Annotated in this window: 18 protein-coding genes; 1 reads left to right on the plus strand and 17 read right to left on the minus strand. The window is 71.4% G+C overall.

Annotated elements, in window-relative coordinates; translation table 11 throughout:
- Window positions 1-55: 55 nt before the first annotated feature.
- From rpe to fmt, 3 genes are all read right to left on the minus strand, one after another.
- Window positions 56-739 carry a ribulose-phosphate 3-epimerase gene (gene rpe, locus ABT342_RS08605; RefSeq protein ID WP_351569022.1) on the minus strand — a complete coding sequence of 228 codons (684 nt, stop codon included), beginning with the start codon at window positions 737-739 and terminating at the stop codon, window positions 56-58.
- A 165-nt stretch (window positions 740-904) separates the two neighbouring features.
- Window positions 905-2341: an RsmB/NOP family class I SAM-dependent RNA methyltransferase gene (locus tag ABT342_RS08610; RefSeq protein ID WP_351569024.1), complete on the minus strand. Its 1437-nt coding sequence runs from the start codon at window positions 2339-2341 to the stop codon at window positions 905-907.
- 33 nt (window positions 2342-2374) lie between these two features.
- A complete protein-coding gene (fmt, locus tag ABT342_RS08615) occupies window positions 2375-3319 on the minus strand; it encodes a methionyl-tRNA formyltransferase (protein ID WP_351569025.1) in 945 nt (314 codons plus the stop codon).
- A gap of 221 nt (window positions 3320-3540) precedes the next feature.
- Between fmt and ABT342_RS08620 the strand changes: the two genes are divergently transcribed.
- Entirely contained in the window at window positions 3541-4080 is a 540-nt protein-coding gene (locus ABT342_RS08620; RefSeq protein WP_351569027.1) for a hypothetical protein, read from the plus strand.
- A gap of 174 nt (window positions 4081-4254) precedes the next feature.
- Here the strand turns inward: ABT342_RS08620 and ABT342_RS08625 are convergent, their stop codons facing one another.
- From ABT342_RS08625 to pyrR, 14 genes are all read right to left on the minus strand, one after another.
- Complete coding sequence (locus ABT342_RS08625; protein ID WP_351569030.1) at window positions 4255-6417, minus strand: primosomal protein N'; 2163 nt, start codon at window positions 6415-6417, stop codon at window positions 4255-4257.
- 88 nt (window positions 6418-6505) lie between these two features.
- The gene (gene metK, locus ABT342_RS08630) at window positions 6506-7714 is read right to left on the minus strand and encodes a methionine adenosyltransferase (protein WP_351569032.1); all 1209 of its coding nucleotides are present in this window, start codon (window positions 7712-7714) and stop codon (window positions 6506-6508) included.
- 266 nt (window positions 7715-7980) lie between these two features.
- Complete coding sequence (coaBC, locus tag ABT342_RS08635; protein WP_351569035.1) at window positions 7981-9183, minus strand: bifunctional phosphopantothenoylcysteine decarboxylase/phosphopantothenate--cysteine ligase CoaBC; 1203 nt, start codon at window positions 9181-9183, stop codon at window positions 7981-7983.
- Window positions 9184-9273: 90 nt separating this feature from the next.
- The gene (rpoZ, locus tag ABT342_RS08640; RefSeq protein ID WP_005319902.1) at window positions 9274-9546 is read right to left on the minus strand and encodes a DNA-directed RNA polymerase subunit omega; all 273 of its coding nucleotides are present in this window, start codon (window positions 9544-9546) and stop codon (window positions 9274-9276) included.
- A gap of 44 nt (window positions 9547-9590) precedes the next feature.
- The gene (gene gmk / locus ABT342_RS08645) at window positions 9591-10154 is read right to left on the minus strand and encodes a guanylate kinase (protein WP_351569038.1); all 564 of its coding nucleotides are present in this window, start codon (window positions 10152-10154) and stop codon (window positions 9591-9593) included.
- A gap of 37 nt (window positions 10155-10191) precedes the next feature.
- Complete coding sequence (locus ABT342_RS08650) at window positions 10192-10515, minus strand: integration host factor (protein WP_026246651.1); 324 nt, start codon at window positions 10513-10515, stop codon at window positions 10192-10194.
- Between the two features lie 252 nt (window positions 10516-10767).
- On the minus strand, window positions 10768-11613 hold the full coding sequence (gene pyrF, locus ABT342_RS08655) for an orotidine-5'-phosphate decarboxylase (protein WP_351569041.1): 846 nt from the start codon (window positions 11611-11613) through the stop codon (window positions 10768-10770).
- A 38-nt stretch (window positions 11614-11651) separates the two neighbouring features.
- On the minus strand, window positions 11652-12749 hold the full coding sequence (locus tag ABT342_RS08660; RefSeq protein WP_351569044.1) for a quinone-dependent dihydroorotate dehydrogenase: 1098 nt from the start codon (window positions 12747-12749) through the stop codon (window positions 11652-11654).
- A gap of 69 nt (window positions 12750-12818) precedes the next feature.
- Window positions 12819-16127 carry a carbamoyl-phosphate synthase large subunit gene (gene carB / locus ABT342_RS08665; protein WP_351569047.1) on the minus strand — a complete coding sequence of 1103 codons (3309 nt, stop codon included), beginning with the start codon at window positions 16125-16127 and terminating at the stop codon, window positions 12819-12821.
- A complete protein-coding gene (gene carA, locus ABT342_RS08670) occupies window positions 16120-17259 on the minus strand; it encodes a glutamine-hydrolyzing carbamoyl-phosphate synthase small subunit (protein WP_351569050.1) in 1140 nt (379 codons plus the stop codon). The genes carB and carA overlap by 8 nt, the downstream gene beginning before the upstream one ends.
- A complete protein-coding gene (locus ABT342_RS08675) occupies window positions 17256-17840 on the minus strand; it encodes a PH-like domain-containing protein (protein WP_351569053.1) in 585 nt (194 codons plus the stop codon). Before ABT342_RS08675 ends, carA begins: the two co-directional genes overlap by 4 nt.
- Window positions 17837-19123 carry a dihydroorotase gene (locus tag ABT342_RS08680; RefSeq protein WP_351569055.1) on the minus strand — a complete coding sequence of 429 codons (1287 nt, stop codon included), beginning with the start codon at window positions 19121-19123 and terminating at the stop codon, window positions 17837-17839. Before ABT342_RS08680 ends, ABT342_RS08675 begins: the two co-directional genes overlap by 4 nt.
- A 3-nt stretch (window positions 19124-19126) precedes the next feature.
- Window positions 19127-20146 carry an aspartate carbamoyltransferase catalytic subunit gene (locus ABT342_RS08685; protein ID WP_351569057.1) on the minus strand — a complete coding sequence of 340 codons (1020 nt, stop codon included), beginning with the start codon at window positions 20144-20146 and terminating at the stop codon, window positions 19127-19129.
- 152 nt (window positions 20147-20298) lie between these two features.
- The gene (gene pyrR, locus ABT342_RS08690) at window positions 20299-20901 is read right to left on the minus strand and encodes a bifunctional pyr operon transcriptional regulator/uracil phosphoribosyltransferase PyrR (protein ID WP_351569059.1); all 603 of its coding nucleotides are present in this window, start codon (window positions 20899-20901) and stop codon (window positions 20299-20301) included.
- Window positions 20902-20947 lie beyond the last annotated feature (46 nt).

Genomic DNA, 20947 nt, shown 5'->3' on the forward strand with positions numbered 1-20947 from the left:
TCAGATTCCGGGGTGATCGATCAGCCCTGTCGGGGGCCGTTCACTTGGCTGTGGCTCAGTGGTCGCATGCCCAGGGTGCCGAGGCGATCGTCCGGGCCGCCTTCTCGCGCAGCGAGCGCACCGCCTCGGCCGGGTCCTCGGCTCCGTATACGGCGGAGCCGGCGACGAAGACATCCGCGCCCGCCTCCGCGCACTGTTCGATCGTGGCCTCGGAGACACCGCCGTCGACCTGAAGCCACAGTTCCAGTCCGTGCTTGGAGATCAGCTCCCTGGTGCGCCGGATCTTCGGCAGCATGATGTCCAGGAACGCCTGGCCGCCGAAGCCCGGCTCCACCGTCATGATCAGCAGCATGTCGAGCTCGGGAAGCAGGTCCTCGTAGGGCTCGACGGGCGTCGCGGGCCTGAGCGCCATCGAGGCGCGCGCGCCCTTGGCCCGGATCTCCCGCGCCAGCCGCACGGGCGCCGCCGCCGCCTCCACGTGGAAGGTGACGGAGCCGGCGCCCGCCTCGACGTACTGCGGGGCCCAGCGGTCCGGGTTCTCGATCATGAGATGGCAGTCCAGCGGGGTGTCCGTCGCGCGGCTCAGCGACTCGACGACCGGAACACCCAGCGTCAGATTGGGCACGAAGTGGTTGTCCATGACGTCGACGTGGAGCCAGTCGGCACCTTCGACGGCCTTCGCCTCCTCGGCGAGGCGGGCGAAGTCGGCGGACAGGATGCTGGGGTTGATCTGGGCCATGTGCCAAGACTGCCATGCCCGCGACCGCTTCCCCTCCCCGGGCCGGATCACGATCCGGTCAGCGGGCGGGCGGGGGCCCACGGATCCGGCCACCACCGGTGGGTCACCCCGTCCACGGCCACGCGACGCGCGCCCCGCTTCCCCACAGCCCTGTACGCCGGCCCGTCAGCCCGTCCGTCGCAGCAGCGCCAGATACATCGCGTCCGTGCCGTGCAGATGCGGCCACAGCTGGACGTCGGGACCGTCGCCCAGCGCCGGTACGCCCGGCATGAGCGGCCGGGCGTCGATCCACTCGGCCTCCACCGGCGACGCGCCGCCGCGGCCCTTCAGGACGTCCTCCACGACGATGCGGGTCTCCGCGAGATGCGGCGAGCACGTCGCGTAGCCGACGACGCCGCCGACCCGGACCGCCGCCAGCGCCTCGCGCAGCAGCGCGCGCTGGAGCGGGGCGAAGCCGTCCAGGTCCGCGAGGCGGCGGCGCCAGCGGGCTTCGGGGCGGCGGCGCAGTGCGCCGAGGCCGGAGCAGGGGACGTCGACGAGGACCCGGTCGAAGGAGCCGGGGCGCCACGGCGGACGGGTGCCGTCCGCCGTGATGACCTGGTACGGGCCGGGGTTGCCGGCCAGCGCGCGGTCGACGAGGCGGGCACGGTGGGGCTGCTTCTCGGAGGCGAGCAGGAAGGCGCCGCGGTCGGCGGCGAGCGCGCCGAGGAGGGCCGCCTTGCCGCCGGGGCCCGCGCAGCCGTCGAGCCAGCGCTTGTCGGGGCCGTCCACCGGTGCGTTGGCCAGGGCGATCGCCACGAGCTGGCTGCCCTCGTCCTGGACGCCGACGCGGCCCTCGCGCACGGGGTCGAGCGCGCCCGGTTCGCCGCCCTCGACGAGCCGGACCGCGTACGGGGACCAGCGCCCCGGCAGCCCGCCCTCTTCCCCGAGCAGTTCCAGCAGCTCCGCGGTCGTCGCCCGGCCGGGGCGGGCGACGAGCGTCACCTCCGGCCGTTCGTTGTCGGCCTCCAGCAGGTCCTCGATGCCGGCCCGGCCGCCGCCCAGCGCGTCCCACAGCGCGGAGACGATCCACCGCGGATGCGAGTGCACCACGGCCAGGTGGTCCTCGGCGTCGTCCTCGTACGGCGGAGCGACCTGTTCCAGCCACCCGTCGAGATCATGCGCCGAGATCTTCCTGAGCACCGCGTTGACGAACTTCGCACGTCCGTCCCCGAGGACCACCCGCGCCAGTTCGACCGTCGCGGAAACGGCCGCGTGCGTGGGGATCCGCGTCCCCAGCAGCTGATGCGCCCCGAGCGACAGCACATCGAGCACCGGCGGGTCGACCTCACGCAGCGGCCGGTCGACGCACGCGCTGATGACCGCGTCGTACGTCCCCTGCCGCCGCAGCGTCCCGTACACCAGCTCTGTCGCCAGCGCGGCGTCGCGGCCGTCGAAGTCCCCCTGCTCGCGCGCCTTCTTCAGCAGCGGCGGCAGTACGAGGTTGGCGTACGCGTCCCGCTCGTCGACGGCCCGCAGCACGTCGAAGGCGAGGATCCGCACGGCGTCCTTCTTCGGGCGGCGGTACGGCTTGTGGGGACGGCGACTGGTCTGCTCGCTCAAAAGGTGCTCCGCGTTCGAAAGGGTTCAGCCCTTTCAGCCTACGTCGGGGCCCGCGAGCTTCTCACCGGGGGCGATCCGCACCCCGCGGGCCCAGTCGGCGGCACGCATCGGCTTCTTGCCCTGCGGCTGGACCCAGAGCAGCTCGACGGCGTGCGAGCCGGTGCCGACGTACACGTTGTTCTTGCCGACGGCGAGTTCGCCGGGGGCGAGGTCCGTGCGGTCGGGGACCAGGGCGACCTGAACGAGCTTCAGCCGCTCGCCGCGGAACACCGTCCAGGCACCGGGCGCGGGCGTGCAGCCCCGCACCACCCGGTCGACCCGCAGGGCCGGAGCCGCCCAGTCCACGTGCGCGTCCTCGACGTTGATCTTCGGGGCGAGGGTGATGCCGTCGACGGGCTGCGGCACGGCCTTGAGCGTGCCGTCCTCGATCCCGTCCATCGTCGCGACGAGCAGCCCCGCCCCGGCGAACGCGAGGCGGGTGAGCAGGTCACCGCTCGTGTCGGTCGGCCGCACCTGCTCGGTGATCACCCCGTACACCGGGCCGGAGTCCAGCCCCTCCTCGATCTGGAAGGTCGACGCGCCGGTCATCTCGTCCCCGGCGAGGACCGCGTGCTGTACGGGCGCGGCGCCGCGCCAGGCGGGGAGCAGCGAGAAGTGGAGGTTGACCCAGCCGTTCGCGGGGATGTCCAGCGCGACCTTGGGCAGAAGCGCGCCGTACGCGACGACCGGGCAGCAGTCGGGGCCGATCTCCCGCAACCGGGCCAGGAACTCCTCGTCGCGGGGCTTGACGGGCTTGAGGACCTCGATCCCGGCTTCCTCGGCGCGCTGCGCGACCGGACTCGCCACCAGCCGGCGTCCGCGACCGGCGGGAGCGTCCGGCCGCGTGACGACGGCGGCGACCTCGTGCCGGTCCGAGGCGATCAGGGCGTCCAGGGCGGGTACGGCGACCTCGGGGGTGCCTGCGAAGACAAGTTTCACTGGAGATACCTCGCTCTGTATGCCGGGGACGCGCGACGCACCAGTCTATTTGGCCGCACCGACAGGGGGCGCACAGACGTCCGCGCGCCCTGCGCATATGCCCTTGCACCTCTGCACCGTGACCACAACGCCGGGTGGCGCGTTGGTCAAGAGAGATTGACCGAAACGGGCCGCCCCGGTGCGGCCCGATCCTTTTCAACGCCGGTTCGAGAGGCTTGTTCATGGCCGACCACGCAACCCACGACGCCCAAGCCCGGGCAAGCCTGCATCTGTTGGTGCGGGACATCGAGCGGGTCCGCCGGCAGGTGGACGCACTGCGCACGCTCACGGCCCAGTTGGGCAACGTCTACCGTCCGCGTCGCTCCGGCCCGTCCACGGGCTTCGTCGTCTACGGAAGGGCTCCGGCCCCGACCGTCCGCCTCGCGCAGGAACTGCGGGACAGCGTCGAGACATTGGTGACCGCGGCGGTGGACTTCGACCGTTCGCTGGGCTTCTCGTGGGACGCGGTGGGCTCGGCGCTGGGCGTCACGAAGCAGGCCGTGCACCGCCGGTACGGGTCGCGGCGGGCGACCCCGCAGCCCGCCGTCGCGGCGGAGGCCGAGCCCGGCACGACCCGCACGATGCCGGTCGCCGCGCCGGCCGTGCCGGTGGTGCCCGCCGTCCCCGCGGCCCGCTCGATGCCGCCCCAGCCGACGTCGAGCGCCGCGTCCCTGCGCGACGAGGTCCGCCCGAGCGCCTTCCCCGGCCCCCGCAACGGCTGACCTCCGCCCAGGCCGCCCCGCCGTACCACCGGGTACGCCGGGGCGGCCGCACGCCGGGCACCTCGGATGCGTCGGCTCAGCCGATGTCCAGCGGGTCCACCCGGATGCGGACGGGATCCGGGCCACCCGGATGGTGGTCCACCACCGCCTGCCCCGCACCTCGCAGGCGCCCACTCAGCCGATGTCCAGCGGGTCCACCCGGATGCGGACCGGGTCCGGGCCGCCCCGGGCCAGCCGTGCGGCCTGCGCCGACTTCAGCGCGGTCGCCAGCGCCGCCCCGCTCCCCGGCGGGACCCTCAGCAGGGCTCGCTCCCACCGCTCCCCCGCCTGGGGTCCCCCATGCGCAGCCAGGGGAGGGTCCCCGGCTCTCCGGGGCCGCCCGGGGGAAGGCGGCGGCAGCGGCACCGGGCCGAGGATCTCCGCGTCCCCCGGCAGGTCCGCCGCGGCGAGGAACGACGCCAGCGCCTCCTCTCTGCCCTCCACCGACGCCATCCGCGACACCGGCGGGAACCGCAGCTCCGCACGCTCGGAGAGCTCTCTCAGCGCGTGCCCCACCGGATCCCACCGCACCAGTGCCTGAACCGGCCGCAGGGTCGGCTCGGCCATGACCGCCACCTGGCCCTCCCCCCGGACCAGCGAAGCCGCGCCGATCCAGCGCCGCAGGGCCTGCTCACCGGCCCGCAGGTCGGGGAAGCCGAGCATCGCCCAGCCGTCCAGCAGCAGCGCCGCCGCATAGCCCGGGCCGTCGGCCACCGGCTCCGCTCCGGGCGTGGCGACCACGAGCGCCGGGCTGTCCGGCACCCGCTCCAGCACATGGTCGCGGCCGGACGTCCGCACCGGCACCGCCGGGAACGCCCGCCCCAGCTCCTCGGCGGTCCGCCGGGCCCCGACCACGCTCGCCCGCAGCCGGAACGACCCGCATTCCTCGCAGTGCCACGACGGCTCCGACCGCGCGCACCAGCCGCATGCGAGCTCCCGCTCGTCCGGCGCCTCCAGGGGCCCGGAGCACTCCCGGCAGCGGGCAGGCGTCCGGCACCTCTCACACGCCAGCCGTGGCACATAGCCGCGCCGGGGCACCTGCACGAGCACCGGGCCGGTCTTCAGCCCGTCCCGTACGGTCTCCCAGGCCAGGCTCGGCAGCCGGGCGACCCGCGCCGCCTCGTCCCGGGCCAGCAGTTCGTCGCCTACGGTCCGGATCCGGGGCGCGGCCTCCCGTACGGTCGCCCGGTCCGCGATCAGTGGTCGCGCCCAGCCGGTCTCGACCAGCTGGGCCGCCTCCACCGTGCAGCTCGTACCGCCCAGGAGGAATCCGCAGCCCTCGGTCATCGAGCGCAGCTCCAGCACCTCCCGGGCATGCGGGAAAGGCGCGCGGTCGTCGCTGTGACTGGAATCGCCGTCGTCCCAGAGAGCCACCAGGCCCAGGTCCCGGACCGGGGCGAACATCGCGGCCCGGGTGCCTATGACCGCCCGGACCGATCCCCGGTGCACGGCGAGCCACTGCGCGTACCGCGTCTCGGGACCGGACTCGGCGGTCAACAGCGCGTGGTGCCCCGGTCCCAGCAGTGCGGTGAGCGCCCGGCTCGCCCGGTCCACCGCCCGTCCGTCCGGGAGGACGGCGAGTGCGCCGCGGCCCGCGGACAGCGTCGCCGCCATCGCGCGGGCCAGCTCGTCGGGCCAGCCCGGTCCCGGCAGCGCGGTCCACACCGCGCGCGCACCGGCGCCGGAGGCCAGCTCCCGCAGGAAGGCGGGCCCGGCCGGGTAGCGCGCCCAGCCGCCGGGGTCCGGCGCGGCCGGTCGCGGCAGGGGGTCCGGCGAGGGACGCTCTTCGGCCTTGCCGTGCCGGGGCGGGATGGCCAGTTGCAGGACGTCGGCGAGGCTGCCCGCGTACCGGTTGGCGACAGCCCTGGTGAGGGCCAGCATCTGCGGGCTCAGCACGCGCTCGGGCGACACCACCTGGGCCAGGGCTGCCAGCGGACCGTGGTAGTCCGTCTCGGCGACCCGTTCGATCACGAAGCCGTCGATCAGGCCGCCGCCCTCGCGCCGTCCGTCACGCACGTTGCGGTCGCCCGCCCCGAAGCGCACCCGGACCCGGACGCCCGGCTGAGCCTGCTCGTCGAGTTGTTCGGGGACGGCGTAGTCCCACGTCTGGTCGAGGTGCAGGACTCCCTTGTTGACCAGGATCTTGGCGACCGGCAGGTGCTTGGCGAGCCGTGCGCCACGCCACGTGCGCGGCCTGGCCTTGGGCGCCTTCGCCTTCGCCTCGGCGACCATCCCCCGGATGAGCGCGAGCTGCTCCGGCGGTCCGCCCGCTGCCTCGGATTCGTTGTCGCTGCTCACAGCTGCATTCTTACCAAACCGCACTGACAGCGCCGAAGGCCCCGGACCATCCCGGTCCGGGGCCCTCGTGCACAGCGGAGCGACTGGTCTACAGACCCGCCGCCGCGCGCAGCGCGTCCACGCGGTCCGTGCGCTCCCAGGTGAAGTCGGGGAGCTCGCGGCCGAAGTGCCCGTACGCCGCGCTCTGGGCGTAGATCGGGCGGAGCAGGTCGAGGTCGCGGATGATCGCGGCCGGGCGGAGGTCGAAGACCTCGGAGATGGCGGTCTCGATCTTCTCGGTGTCGACCGCGGCGGTGCCGAAGGTCTCCACGAACAGACCGACCGGCTCGGCCTTGCCGATCGCGTACGCGACCTGGACCTCGCAGCGCGAGGCGAGGCCGGCGGCCACCACGTTCTTGGCGACCCAGCGCATGGCGTAGGCGGCCGAGCGGTCGACCTTGGACGGGTCCTTGCCGGAGAAGGCGCCGCCGCCGTGGCGGGCCATGCCGCCGTAGGTGTCGATGATGATCTTGCGGCCGGTGAGGCCGGCGTCGCCCATCGGGCCGCCGATCTCGAAGCGGCCGGTCGGGTTCACCAGCAGGCGGTAACCCTCGGTGTCGAGCTTGATGCCGTCCTCGACGAGCTGCGCCAGGACGTGCTCGACGACGAACTCACGGATGTCGGGCGCGAGCAGCGAGTCCAGGTCGATGTCGCTCGCGTGCTGCGAGGAGACCACGACCGTGTCGAGGCGGACGGCCTTGTCGCCGTCGTACTCGATGGTGACCTGGGTCTTGCCGTCCGGACGCAGGTACGGGATGGTCCCGTTCTTGCGGACCTCGGAGAGACGGCGCGAGAGGCGGTGCGCGAGGTAGATCGGCAGCGGCATGAGCTCGGGGGTCTCGTCGCACGCGTAGCCGAACATCAGGCCCTGGTCGCCGGCGCCCTGCCGGTCCAGCTCGTCGTCGTCACCCTCGACCCGGTTCTCGTACGCCGTGTCGACGCCCTGCGCGATGTCCGGGGACTGCGCTCCGATGGACACCGAGACACCGCAGGAGGCGCCGTCGAAGCCCTTCTTCGAGGAGTCGTAACCGATCTCGAGGATCTTGTTGCGCACCAGGGTCGGGATGTCGGCCCAGGCCTTGGTGGTCACCTCGCCGGCGACATGCACAAGACCGGTGGTGATCAAGGTCTCCACGGCGACGCGGGAGGTCGGGTCCTCGCGCAGCAGTGCGTCGAGGATCGTGTCGCTGATCTGGTCAGCGATCTTGTCGGGGTGACCTTCGGTCACGGACTCCGAGGTGAACAGGCGGCGGGACACATCGCTCCCTGGGGTTGCAGCGGCTGCTGGCTGATCATTGGCGGACCGGCCGGGGGGCTGCGCCCCGCGTCGTTCCGAGAACAGTTTATCGGGCGTATTCGACGGTTGGACCACGTGTCTCGCCAAGTGGGAGTCACGCTTGGACAGAAAGTACCCGCGCGGACACACGGATGAGGCCTCCCCTGCGGACGGAAGGCCGGTTTTCCGGGCTTTTGGCGGCGCCGCCGGGATGAATGAGAAATTCATCCCAGCTTCACGCACCGACATCAGGCCAGGCGCGGGGCCACCAGATCCCAGACCGTCTCCGCGAGGGCTTCCTTCGGACCGTACGGCACCGGTGTCTCGCCGCCGTCGGCCGCCAGGATCACGGCCTCGTTCTCCTCGGAGCCGAAGGTCTTGCGCTCGCCGACCTCGTTGACGACGAGCAGGTCACAGCCCTTGCGGCGGAGTTTGGCTCGGCCGTTGGCGAGGACGTCGTCGGTTTCGGCGGCGAAGCCGACGACGACCTGTCCGGGGCGGGCCCGGTCGGCGGAGATCTCGGCGAGGATGTCCGGATTGCGTATCAGGGTGATCGGCGCGGGCTCCTGCCCGTCCTTCTTCTTGATCTTGCCTTCGGCGTACGCGGCGGGGCGGAAGTCCGCGACGGCCGCGGCCATGACCACCGCGTCGGCGTCGGAGGCGGCCTTGAGCACGGCCTCACGCAGCTGTACGGCCGTGCCGACGTGGACCACGTCGACGCCGGCCGGGTCGGCCATGCCGGTGTTCGCCTCGATCAGAGTGACCCTGGCTCCCCGGGCCGCGGCGGTGCGCGCGAGGGCGTACCCCTGCTTGCCGGAGGAGCGGTTGCCCAGGTAGCGGACGGGGTCGAGCGGCTCACGGGTGCCGCCCGCGCTGATGACGACGTGGCGTCCGGCGAGGTCGGGAGCGGCGACGCCGCGGGCCAGCACCCTGCGGCAGATCTCGAAGATCTCCCCGGGGTCGGGCAGCCGCCCCTTGCCGGTGTCGACGCCCGTGAGCCGGCCGACGGCGGGCTCGATGACGACGGCGCCGCGCCGGCGCAGCGTGGCGACGTTCTCCTGGGTGGCGGGGTGCTCCCACATCTCGGTGTGCATCGCGGGGGCGAAGACCACGGGGCAGCGGGCGGTGAGCAGCGTGTTGGTGAGGAGGTCGTCGGCGAGGCCGTGGGCGGCCTTGGCGAGCATGTCGGCGGTGGCGGGGGCGACGACGACGAGGTCGGCGCTCTGCCCGATCCGTACGTGCGGGACCTCGTGGACGTCGGACCAGACCTCGGTGGAGACCGGGTGCCCGGACAGCGCCGACCAGGTCGGGGCGCCCACGAACTGCAGCGCGGACGCGGTGGGGACGACGCGCACGTCATGACCCGACTCGGTCAGCCGCCGCAGCAGCTCACAGGCCTTGTACGCGGCGATGCCGCCGGTGACCCCCAGAACGACCTTCGGCTTGTCCACAGCCTCTCCCCGCACTCTCGACTCGGTATCCATGACACACCACAGGCCCGGCGGGTGCTCCGCCGGGCCTGGACTGACGTGCAAAGGCGCCTACTGCGCCGGGCCCTCGATGGCCTCGGAGGTCAGCAGACCCGCGTTGATCTCGCGCAGGGCGATCGAGAGCGGCTTCTCGTGGACGTGGGTGTCAACGAGCGGACCGACGTACTCGAGCAGACCCTCGCCGAGCTGCGAGTAGTACGCGTTGATCTGACGCGCGCGCTTGGCCGCGTAGATCACGAGGCTGTACTTCGAGTCGGTTGCCTCGAGCAGCTCGTCGATCGGCGGGTTGATGATGCCCTCGGGCGCGGTGATGGAAGAGGACACGCTCTACCTTCCGAAAGGTGGGAAAAGATCAAACAGGAAAAAGATCAAACAACTGACATCAAGGCTAGCAGCTCACGTGCCACGTCCTCGACGGAGGTGTTGACCAGGGTGACGTCGAACTCCGATTCAGCCGCGAGTTCGACCTTTGCGGCCTCGAGCCTGCGCTCGATGACCTCGGGGGGCTCCGTGCCCCGCCCGGTGAGCCGGCGGACCAGCTCCTCCCAGCTCGGCGGGGCGAGGAAGACCAGCTGTGAGTCCGGCATGGACTCCTTGACCTGCCGGGCGCCCTGGAGGTCGATCTCCAGGAGCACCGGCTCACCCGCTTCCAGGTGCTCCAGCACCGCACGGCGTGGGGTGCCGTAGCGATTGCCCGCGAATTCTGCCCATTCCAGCAGCTCACCGTTGGCGACCAGCTTGTCGAATTCCTCGTCGGTGACGAAGAAGTACTGGACTCCGTGGCGCTCGCCGGGGCGCGGCTTTCGGGTGGTGGCCGACACCGAGAGCCAGACCTCGGGGTGGACCTTGCGCATATGGGCGACGACCGTGCTCTTGCCCACCCCGGAGGGGCCGGAGAGCACGGTCAGCCGCGGACGTACCTCTGCTGCCATGCAGCGATTATTCCAGTTTCTCGGCAGTGCCCCCGACTCAGGCGCCGGTGCTGCCGAACTCGCGCTCAAGAGAGGCGATCTGGTTGGAGCCGAGACCCCGGACTCGGCGGCTCTCGGAAATACCGAGCCGCTCCATGATCTGCTTGGCGCGGACCTTGCCGACGCCGGGCAGGGACTCGAGCAGGGCGGAGACCTTCATCTTCCCGATGACGTCGTTCTCCTGGCCCTGCTTGATGACCTCGTGGAGGCTGGCGCCGGAGTGCTTGAGTCGATTCTTGACCTCGGCCCGCTCCCGGCGAGCCGCGGCGGCCTTTTCGAGCGCGGCTGCGCGCTGTTCAGGGGTAAGGGGCGGAAGAGCCACGCCTACGTCACCTCGGATGTCGAACTGTCGGATACGGACCGGTGAGGAACCTAGTCGCCCCACACCAGGCGAGCAACGAGCAACGCAATCTCCGCTGCAACGCTGACTCTCGTCGGAGACTAGCGGCCAAGACCGCTCCAGTCAGCGAGAACAGCGGAAAAGTCCTGGTCAGGATCGACCGACCTGGATATATCAGACAGATCGACCATGATTTCTGTCAAGAAGTCGTCGGTGAGGACCGCGGGACGCCGGCTACGCGCCCTCGACCGCTGCCCGCACCTCGTCGGCGAAGCGTGCCGCCGAGTCGCGCAGCGCCGCGATGTCCGGACCGTGCCGCAGTACGCCTCGGCTGACGCTCGGCACCACGTTGCCCACCGCCGAGCCGAAGACACCCGGCAGATCGGCCGGGGTCGCGCCCTGGGCTCCGATCCCGGGGGCCAGCAGCGGACCGTTGATGGCCAGGTCGACGCCGGCGTCCCCCAGGGTGGCGCCCACGACCGCTCCGACGGAGCCGAGCGGCGAGGCGCCCGCGTTCTCGTCGGCCATGTGGTTCAGCATGAGCTGGGCCAGCGAGACACCCCCGCTCGCCACCGAGCGCTGGACCTCGGCGCCCTCCGGGTTGGAGGTCAGGGCCAGCACGAAGACGCCGCAGCCGTTCAGGACGGCCGCGTCCAGGGCGGGGCGCAGCGAGCCGAAGCCCAGGTACGGGCTGACGGTGACGGCGTCGGAGAACAGCGGGCTGCGCGGGTCGAGGTAGGTGGCGGCGTACGCGCCCATGGTCGAACCGATGTCGCCGCGCTTGGCGTCCATCAGCACCAGCGCGCCCGCGGCCCGCGCCTCCTCGACGGCCTTCTCCAGGACCGCGATGCCGCGCGAGCCGAAGCGCTCGAAGAACGCCGACTGCGGCTTGAGGACGGCGACCCGGTCGGCGAGCGCCTCGACGACCGTACGGGTGAAGCGCTCAAGCCCGGCGATGTCGTCGTCCAGGCCCCACGCGGTGAGCAGCGAGGCGTGCGGGTCGATGCCGACGCAGAGCGGCCCGCGTGTGTCCATGGCGTGGCGAAGCCGGGTGCCGAAGGGCTCGGGAGTGTCGCTCATGGGGGAATTCCTCCGTGGTGTGTTCACGCGGCTTCGGCTCACGCGGCTTCGGCGCCGACCGCCTCGGCGAGGGTGGCGTAGGGGCTTGCGGCGAGGCGCTCGGCCAGGCCCTTGTGGATGGCGCGGGCGTAGAACGGGCCCTCGTAGATGAAGGCGCTGTAGCCCTGGATGAGCGTGGCGCCCGCCAGGATGCGCTGCCAGGCGTCGTCGGCGGTCTCGATGCCGCCGACGCCGACGAGCACGAGCCGGTCGCCCACGCGCGCGTACAGGCGGCGCAGCACCTCCAGGGAGCGCTCCTTGACCGGGGCGCCGGACAGTCCGCCGGTCTCCTTGACCAGCTCCGGAGAGGACTTCAGGCCGAGGCCGTCGCGGGCGATGGTGGTGTTGGTGGCGATGATCCCGTCGAGCCCCAGCTCCAGCGCGAGATCGGCGACGGCGTCCACGTCCTCGTCGGCGAGGTCGGGCGCGATCTTGACGAGGAGCGGGACGCGGCGGTCGGTGACCGTGCGGTCGGCGGCTTCGCGTACGGCGGTGAGCAGCGGGCGCAGCGATTCGGTGGCCTGGAGGTTGCGCAGGCCGGGGGTGTTCGGGGACGAGACGTTGACCACGAGGTAGTCGGCGTGCGCGGCGAGGCGCTCGGTCGAGGTGACGTAGTCGGCGGCGGCCTCGGACTCCGGTACGACCTTGGTCTTGCCGATGTTGACGCCGACGACGGTCCTGAAGACCGCGCGACGGGCGGCGAGACGGGCGGCCACGGCCGCCGAGCCCTCGTTGTTGAAGCCCATGCGGTTGATCAGCGCACGGTCCGGTACGAGCCGGAAGAGGCGCTTCTTGGGGTTGCCGGGCTGGGCCTGCGCGGTGACCGTACCGATCTCGACGTGGTCGAAGCCGAGCATGCTCATGCCGTCGATGGCGACGGCGTTCTTGTCGAAGCCGGCCGCGAGCCCGAAGGGGCCGTGCATGCGCAGGCCGAGCGCCTCGGTGCGCAGCTCCTTGTGGCGGGGGGCCAGGACGGCGGCGACGAACGTACGCAGTACGGGGACGCGGGCCGCCAGGCGGATCCAGCGGAAGGCCAGGTAGTGGGCCTCTTCCGGGTCCATCCGCTTGAAGACCAGGTTGAAGAAGAATTTGTACATCTCAGTGGTGTCCTGTGTGTCCTCACGAAGAGGGGGACACCGTTTCGACGGTGTCCCCCTCGTGGGCTGCTAGGCGCGGGCCGCGGTCAGGTGTTCGGCGTGTTCCTGGAGGGAACGGACGCCCACGTCACCGTGGTTGAGCGCGTCGATGCCCTGGACGGCGGCGGCGAGCGCCTGGACCGTCGTCAGGCACGGCACGGAGCGGGCCACGGCCGCCGTACGGATGTCGTAGCCGTCGAGGCGGCCACCGGTGCCGTACGGGGTGTTGACGATGAGGTCGACCTGGCCGTCGTGGATGAGCTGGACGATGGTCTTCTCGCCGTTCGGGCCCTCGCCCTCGGACTGCTTGCGCACGACGGTGGCGTTGATTCCGTTGCGCTTGAGCACCTCGGCGGTGCCGGAGGTGGCCAGCAGCTCGAAGCCGTGGGCGACCAGTTCGCGCGCGGGGAAGATCATCGAGCGCTTGTCACGGTTGGCGACGGAGATGAACGCCCGGCCCTTGGTCGGCAGCGGACCGTAGGCACCGGCCTGCGACTTGGCGTACGCCGTGCCGAAGACCGTGTCGATGCCCATGACCTCGCCCGTGGAGCGCATCTCCGGGCCGAGGACGGTGTCGACGCCGCGGCCGTGGATGTCGCGGAAGCGCGACCACGGCATGACGGCCTCCTTGACGGAGATCGGGGCGTCCATCGGCAGCGTGCCGCCGTCGCCGTTCTCCGGGAGCAGGCCCTCGGCGCGCAGTTCGGCGATGGTGGCGCCGAGCGAGATCCGCGCGGCGGCCTTCGCGAGCGGCACCGCGGTCGCCTTCGAGGTGAAGGGCACGGTCCGGGAGGCGCGCGGGTTGGCCTCCAGGACGTACAGGATGTCGCCCGCCATCGCGAACTGGATGTTGATCAGGCCGCGTACGCCGACGCCGCGCGCGATCGCCTCGGTGGAGGCGCGCAGGCGCTTGATGTCGAAGCCGCCGAGCGTGATCGGGGGCAGCGCGCAGGCGGAGTCGCCGGAGTGGATACCGGCCTCCTCGATGTGCTCCATGACGCCGCCGAGGTAGAGCTCGGTGCCGTCGTAGAGCGCGTCGACGTCGATCTCGATGGCGTCGTCGAGGAAGCGGTCGACCAGGACCGGCCGGTCGGGGCTGATCTCGGTGGACTCGGCGATGTACGACTGGAGGCGGGCCTCGTCGTACACGATCTCCATGCCGCGGCCGCCGAGCACGTACGAGGGGCGTACGAGGACGGGGTAGCCGATCTCGTCGGCGATGGCCTTGGCCCCGGCGAAGGTGGTCGCGGTGCCGTGCTTGGGCGCCGGGAGACCGGCGTCGGCGAGAACGCGGCCGAAGGCGCCGCGGTCCTCGGCGGCGTGGATCGCCTCGGGGGACGTGCCGACGATCGGGACGCCGTTGTCCTTGAGCGCCTGCGACAGACCCAGCGGGGTCTGGCCGCCGAGCTGGACGACGACGCCGGCGACCGGACCGGCCAGCGTCTCGGCGTGGACGATCTCCAGCACGTCCTCGAGCGTCAGCGGCTCGAAGTACAGGCGGTCGGAGGTGTCGTAGTCCGTCGAGACGGTCTCCGGGTTGCAGTTGACCATCACGGTCTCGTAGCCCGCGTCGCTCAGCGCGAAGGAGGCATGGACGCAGGAGTAGTCGAACTCGATGCCCTGGCCGATCCGGTTCGGGCCGGAGCCCAGGATGATCACGGCGGGCTTCTCGCGCGGCGCGACCTCGCTCTCCTCGTCGTACGAGGAGTAGAAGTACGGGGTCTTGGCGGCGAACTCGGCGGCGCAGGTGTCGACCGTCTTGTAGACCGGGCGCACGCCGAGGGCGTGCCGGACCTCGCGGACGACGTCCTCGCGCAGGCCGCGGATCTCGGCGATCTGGGCGTCGGAGAAGCCGTGCCGCTTGGCCTCGGCGAGCAGCTCGGGGTCGAGCTTCTCGGCGGCGGCCAGCTCGTCGGCGAGCTCCTTGATCAGGAAGAGCTGGTCGACGAACCAGGGGTCGATCTTCGTGGCTTCGAAGACCTCTTCCGGAGTGGCGCCGGCGCGGATGGCCTGCATGACGGTGTTGATCCGGCCGTCGGTCGGGCGGACCGCGAGCTCCAGCAGCTCGGCCTTGTCGCCGGGCTCGCCGGTGAAGGCGAACTGCGAGCCCTTCTTCTCCAGCGAGCGCAGGGCCTTCTGGAGCGCCTCGGTGAAGTTACGGCCGATGGCCATGGCCTCGCCCACCGACTTCATGGTGGTAGTGAGCGTCGCGTCGGCGGACGGGAACTTCTCGAACGCGAAGCGCGGGGCCTTGACGACCACGTAGTCGAGCGTGGGCTCGAAGGACGCGGGCGTCTTCTCGGTGATGTCGTTGGGGATCTCGTCCAGCGTGTAGCCGACGGCGAGCCGGGCCGCGATCTTCGCGATCGGGAAGCCGGTGGCCTTCGACGCGAGCGCGGAGGACCGCGAAACCCGCGGGTTCATCTCGATGACGATGATCCGTCCGTCGTCGGGGTTGACCGCGAACTGGATGTTGCAGCCGCCGGTGTCGACGCCGACCTCGCGGATGATCGCGATGCCGATGTCGCGCAGCCGCTGGTACTCGCGGTCGGTCAGCGTCATCGCCGGGGCGACGGTGATCGAGTCACCGGTGTGCACGCCCATCGGGTCGAAGTTCTCGATGGAGCACACGACCACGACGTTGTCGTTCTTGTCGCGCATCAGCTCCAGCTCGTACTCCTTCCAGCCGAGGATGGACTCCTCCAGGAGCACCTCGGTGGTCGGGGAGAGCGTGAGGCCCTGACCGGCGATACGGCGCAGCTCCTCCTCGTCGTGCGCGAAGCCGGAGCCGGCGCCGCCCATGGTGAAGGAGGGGCGGACGACGACGGGGTAGCCGCCGAGCGTCTCGACGCCCTTCAGGACGTCCTCCATGGAGTGGCAGATGACCGAGCGGGCGGACTCGCCGTGGCCGATCTTCTTGCGGACCTCCTCCACGACGTCCTTGAAGAGGTCGCGGTCCTCGCCCTTGTTGATGGCCTCGACGTTGGCGCCGATGAGCTCGACGCCGTACTTCTCCAGCACTCCCTGCTCGTGCATGGAGATCGCGGTGTTCAGCGCGGTCTGGCCGCCGAGGGTGGGCAGGAGGGCGTCGGGGCGCTCCTTGGCGATGATCTTCTCGACGAACTCGGGGGTGATCGGCTCGACGTACGTGGCGTCGGCGATCTCCGGGTCGGTCATGATCGTCGCCGGGTTGGAGTTCACCAGGATGACGCGCAGGCCCTCGGACTTGAGGACCCGGCAGGCCTGGGTGCCGGAGTAGTCGAACTCGGCGGCCTGGCCGATGACGATCGGGCCGGAGCCGATGACCAGGACGGACTGGATATCGGTGCGCTTAGGCACGCTGGCCCTCCATCAGGGAAACGAAGCGGTCGAACAGGTACGCGGCGTCGTGCGGGCCCGCGGCCGCCTCGGGGTGGTACTGGACACTGAAGGCCGGCTGGTCGAGCAGCTGGAGGCCCTCCACCACGTTGTCGTTCAGACAGACGTGGGAGACCTCGGCGCGGCCGTAGGGGGTCTCGGAGACCTTGTCGAGCGGGGCGTCGACGGCGAAGCCGTGGTTGTGCGCGGTGACCTCGACCTTGCCGGTCGTCCGGTCCTGCACGGGCTGGTTGATGCCGCGGTGGCCGTACTTCAGCTTGTACGTGCCGAAGCCGAGCGACCGGCCGAGGATCTGGTTGCCGAAGCAGATGCCGAACAGCGGGGTCTTCCTGGAGAGGACCTCGCGCATGACGGAGACCGCGTGGTCGGCGGTCGCCGGGTCACCGGGGCCGTTGGAGAAGAACACACCGTCGGGGTTGACGGCGTAGACGTCCTCGGCGGTGGCGGTGGCGGGCAGGACGTGCACCTCGATGCCGCGCTCGGCCATCCGGTGCGGCGTCATGCCCTTGATGCCGAGGTCGACGGCGGCGACGGTGAACTTCTTCTCACCGATGGCGGGGACGACGTACGTCTCCTTGGTGGCGACCTCGGCGGAGAGGTTCGCGCCCGTCATCTCGGGGGCCTGGCGCACCTCGGCGAGCATCGTGCCCTCGTCGGGCAGCGCGTTGCCGGAGAAGATGCCGACGCGCATGGCGCCGCGCTCGCGCAGATGGCGGGTGAGGGCACGGGTGTCGACGCCGCTGATGCCGACGACGCCCTGGTGGGCAAGCTCCTCGTCCAGCGAGCGCTTGGCGCGCCAGTTGGAGGAGACGCGGGCGGGGTCGCGGACGACGTAACCGGACACCCAGATGCGGGAGGACTCGGGGTCCTCGTCGTTGACACCGGTGTTCCCGACGTGCGGGGCGGTCATCACGACGACCTGCCGGTGGTACGACGGGTCGGTGAGGGTCTCCTGGTAGCCGGTCATGCCGGTGGAGAACACGGCCTCGCCGAAGGTCACCCCCACGGCCCCGTAGGCGCGGCCGCGGAAGATACGGCCGTCCTCCAGGACGAGTACGGCGGGAACCCTGGTTCCCCTGGTGGAGGTCGTCATCGTGCGGCGCCTTCCGTCGTTTTCGTGTGGTTCAGGGAGTTGATGGCTTCGACCCAGGCGGCGTGCTCGGCCGCCTGGTCGGAGCGGAAGCCGGAGTCGATCTGCTTGTCGCCGTGCGCCCAGGTGACGATCAGCAGTCCGCCTTCGGCGAGGACCTTTCCGGCGATGCCCTTGTCGAGGCGGGCCTCGGTCAGGGCGGCGGCCGGGATGAAGAAGTCGGTGGCCCCGGGGCGTACGACGTCGATTCCCGCGTCGGTCAGCGTCAGCTCGACGCGGCTGCGGTTGCCGAGGCCACGCGCGACGATCCGGTCGAGCCACTGCCCGGCGGTCGTGGAGCCGTGGTAGCGGCCGCTCAGCGTGAGCTTCGGCTCGCCCTGGGTCCCGGGCGAGGCGGGCAGCTCCGGCAGCCCCGACTGGAGCTCACCGCGCCACTTCCAGCCCTGGCGCATCAGCCAGTAGACCAGGGCGATGAAGGCCAGCAGTCCGGCCACCCAGCCGAGGCGGGCGGCCCAGTCGGTCACTTCCGCCGACCGCTGCTCCGCCGCCAGTCCGACCGCCGGGTTGATCAGTGCAGGTGTCACGCCAGCTTTCCGTCCATGAGCGTCGCCCGGCCCCGCAGGAAGGTGTGGGTGACGCGACCCGGCAGCTCGCGCCCCTCGTAGGGGGTGTTGCGGCTGCGGGAGGCGAAGCCCGCGGGGTCCACGGTTCCACGGTATGACGGATCGAGCAGCGTGAGGTTGGCGGGCTCACCTGCCGAGACGGGACGGCCGTGGCCCTCCGCGCGGCCGATCCTGGCGGGGGCGAAGGACATCCGGTCGGCGACGCCCTCCCAGGTCAGCAGGCCGGTCTCGACCATCGTCCGCTGGACGACCGACAGGGCCGTCTCCAGGCCGACCATGCCCATGGCGGCCGCGGCCCACTCGCAGTCCTTGTCCTCGTGCGGGTGCGGGGCGTGGTCGGTGGCGACGATGTCGATCGTGCCGTCGGCCAGGGCCTCGCGCAGCGCCATGACGTCGCGCTCCGTGCGCAGCGGCGGGTTGACCTTGTAGACCGGGTTGTACGTCCGTACCAGCTCGTCGGTGAGGAGGAGGTGGTGCGGGGTGACCTCGGCGGTGACGTCGATGCCGCGGGACTTGGCCCAGCGGACGATCTCGACCGAGCCGGCGGTGGAGAGGTGGCAGATGTGGACGCGGGAGCCGACGTGCTCGGCGAGGAGGACGTCGCGGGCGATGATCGACTCCTCGGCGACGGCCGGCCAGCCGCCGAGGCCCAGCTCGGCGGAGACGACGCCCTCGTTCATCTGGGCGCCCTCGGTGAGCCGCGGCTCCTGGGCGTGCTGTGCGACGACACCGCCGAAGGCCTTCACGTACTCCAGCGCGCGGCGCATGATCACGGCGTCGTCGACGCACTTGCCGTCGTCGGAGAAGACGGTGACCCCGGCGGCGGAGTCGTGCATCGCGCCGAGTTCGGCGAGCTTCTTGCCCTCCAGGCCGACGGTGACGGCGCCGATGGGCTGCACGTCGCAGTAGCCGTGCTCCTTGCCGAGCCGCCAGACCTGCTCGACGACGCCGGCGGTGTCGGCGACGGGGAAGGTGTTGGCCATGGCGAACACGGCCGTGAAGCCGCCACTGGCGGCCGCGCGGGTACCGGTGAGGACGGTCTCGGAGTCCTCGCGGCCCGGCTCGCGCAGGTGGGTGTGGAGGTCGACCAGGCCGGGCAGGAGGATCTTGCCCTCGGCCTCGACGACGGTGGCGTCGTCGGCCGGGATGGCGGGGGCGACCTGGGCGATGGTCTCGCCCTCGATCAGGACGTCCTGCGCCTCGCCGCCCAGTACCTTCGCGCCTCGGATAAGGATCTTGCTCATGGGTTACTTCGTCTCCTCGGTACGGGCGGGCGTGGCGTTGCTGACGGCGGATTCGTTGCCGCCCAGCAGCAGGTAGAGGACGGCCATCCGGATGGACACGCCGTTGGCGACCTGCTCGACGGCCGTGCAGCGGTCCGAGTCGGCGACCTCGGCGGTGATCTCCATGCCACGGTTCATCGGGCCGGGGTGCATCACGATGGCGTGCTCGGGCATCTTGGCCATCCGGTCGCCGTTCAGGCCGTAGCGGCGCGAGTACTCGCGCTCGGTCGGGAAGAACGCGGCGTTCATCCGCTCGCGCTGCACCCGCAGCATCATCACGGCGTCGGACTTCGGCAGCACCTCATCCAGGCCGTACGACACCTCGCAGGGCCAGCTCTCGACGCCGACCGGCACCAGCGTGGGCGGGGCCACGAGGGTGACCTGGGCGCCGAGGGTGTGCAGCAGGTGCACGTTGGAGCGGGCGACCCGGCTGTGCAGGACGTCGCCGACGATCGTGATCCGGCGCCCCTCCAGGTCGCGCCCTATACCGGCGTCCGCGCCGACGAGGCGGCGGCGCATGGTGAAGGCGTCCAGGAGGGCCTGGGTGGGGTGCTCGTGCGTGCCGTCCCCGGCGTTGACGACGGCGCCGTCGATCCAGCCGGAGGTGGCGAGGCGGTAGGGGGCGCCGGAGGCGTGGTGGCGGATGACGACGGCGTCGGCGCCCATCGCCTCCAGCGTCAGCGCGGTGTCCTTGAGGGACTCGCCCTTGGAGACCGACGAGCCCTTGGCGGAGAAGTTGATGACGTCGGCGGACAGCCGCTTCGCGGCGGCCTCGAAGGAGATCCTGGTCCGCGTCGAGTCCTCGAAGAAGAGGTTGACGACGGTACGGCCGCGCAGGGTCGGCAGCTTCTTGATCGGCCGGTCGGCGACCCGGGCCATCTCCTCGGCGGTGTCGAGGATGAGGACGGCGTCGTCGCGCGTGAGATCGGCGGCCGAGATGAGGTGACCGGGGGTCCGGGGGCTCACCCCGGGAAGGTGCAGCATCTGGGTGTGCTCCGGTGTGTGGCGGTTGGCTGGGCGTGCGGGCGGGCAGGCACGGGCCCGTAGGGCTTCGGTTTCCGGCTCCGGGTTCCGGCTACGGCCGGGGGGCTTCGGCCGGGGCGCCTCTGCCGCGGCCTCGGAAGGCCGTACGGGTGCTACTGCTCGCCGGCCGTAGCGGTCTCGCGGACACCGAGCAGCACGGTGTCGCGACCGTCCTCCTCGGCGAGATGGACCTTGACCGTCTCCCGCAGCGACGTCGGGAGGTTCTTGCCGACGTAGTCGGCGCGGATGGGAAGTTCGCGGTGGCCGCGGTCGACGAGGACCGCGAGCTGGACGGCGCGCGGGCGGCCGATGTCGTTCAGCGCGTCGAGGGCGGCGCGGATGGTGCGGCCGGAGAAGAGCACGTCGTCGACGAGGACGACCAGACGGCCGTCGATGCCGTCGGCGGGGATGTCCGTGCGCGCGAGGGCGCGGGCCGGACGGAGCCGCAGGTCGTCGCGGTACATGGTGATATCGAGCGAGCCGACGGGAATGGAGCGGCCGGTGATCTCGGCGAGCTTGTCGGCGAGCCGGCGGGCAAGATAGACACCGCGGGTCGGAATGCCGAGGAGCACGACGTCCTCGGCGCCCTTGGCGCGCTCGACGATTTCGTGCGCGATGCGGGTCAGTACCCGCGCGATGTCGGGGGCCTCGAGAACGGGGCGCGCGGCATCACTGCCGTCGGCGGTGCTGATGCTGTTGCTGCTGTGTGCGTCCATACGAAACGGACCTCCTTCTCCGCCTCACGGGACGGACCTTAAAGGA

It is taken from the genome of Streptomyces sp. NPDC000410 (assembly GCF_040300305.1).
Taxonomy (GTDB): Bacteria; Actinomycetota; Actinomycetes; order Streptomycetales; family Streptomycetaceae; genus Streptomyces.